The sequence below is a fragment of the Bacillus cereus group sp. Bc031 genome (assembly GCF_027716265.1).
Lineage (GTDB): Bacteria > Bacillota > Bacilli > Bacillales > Bacillaceae_G > Bacillus_A > Bacillus_A paranthracis.
The window spans coordinates 1-500 of sequence record NZ_JAQFUL010000230.1 but is presented as its reverse complement, the minus strand read 5'-3'; the positions used below and the strand labels follow the sequence as shown (position 1 = coordinate 500).

The window sequence follows — 500 nt, the reverse complement described above, 5'->3', positions numbered from 1 at the left end:
GTACTCCGTAGGCGAAACCGGCATGGTCGGTTCTCCGAAGCGTCGTGAAATTGGTCACGGTCGTCTGGCGAAGCGCGGCGTGCTGGCAGTCATGCCGGATATGGACAAATTCCCGTACACCGTACGTGTGGTTTCTGAAATCACCGAATCTAACGGTTCTTCTTCCATGGCTTCCGTATGTGGTGCTTCTCTGGCGCTGATGGACGCAGGCGTGCCGATCAAAGCTGCCGTTGCGGGTATCGCAATGGGTCTGGTGAAAGAAGGCGACAACTTTGTTGTTCTGTCTGACATCCTGGGCGACGAAGACCACCTGGGCGATATGGACTTCAAAGTGGCGGGTTCCCGCGACGGTATCTCTGCACTGCAGATGGATATCAAAATTGAAGGTATCACCAAAGAGATCATGCAGGTTGCTCTGAACCAGGCTAAAGGTGCGCGTCTGCACATCCTGGGCGTGATGGAACAGGCTATCAACGCGCCACGCGGTGATATCTCTGAAT

Annotated in this window: 1 pseudogene; it reads left to right on the top strand. The window is 54.6% G+C overall.

Features of this window, described 5'->3' with window-relative positions:
- Positions 1–500: pseudogene (locus PDQ33_RS29035) on the top strand (polyribonucleotide nucleotidyltransferase); the annotation flags it as partial.